Consider the following 307-nt stretch of genomic DNA (forward strand, 5'->3'; position numbering starts at 1 on the left):
GCCCAATTCAAAGAAGCCTACATCAACGCCTTCAACCAAATGGAAAAACAACAGCGAGAAGCACAACCCAACCCACAAAAACACCTCCCCGCCGCCCAACCCGACAACCCCGACGACGACAAATACAAACTCCTCAACACCATGATCCTCTCCATGGACTTCACAACCAACCCCGTCGTCGTCTCCAACATCGAACTCGTCCGCCTCATCAAAGCCGTCCGACTCCACCAACAACAAATCGCCCAACTCACCACCCCAGACTGGGTCAACGACAGCATCGACCAACTCAAAAAAGCCACACAACGCA

At 53.1% G+C, this 307-nt stretch carries 1 protein-coding gene; it reads right to left on the reverse strand.

Features of this window, described 5'->3' with window-relative positions:
* The coding region (locus tag I8J31_RS20795; RefSeq protein ID WP_199470498.1) for a hypothetical protein at positions 1-307 on the reverse strand (307 nt) is incomplete at both ends.

Origin of the sequence: Marinomonas transparens (assembly GCF_016463975.1) — a bacterium.
Lineage (GTDB): Bacteria > Pseudomonadota > Gammaproteobacteria > Pseudomonadales > Marinomonadaceae > Marinomonas > Marinomonas transparens.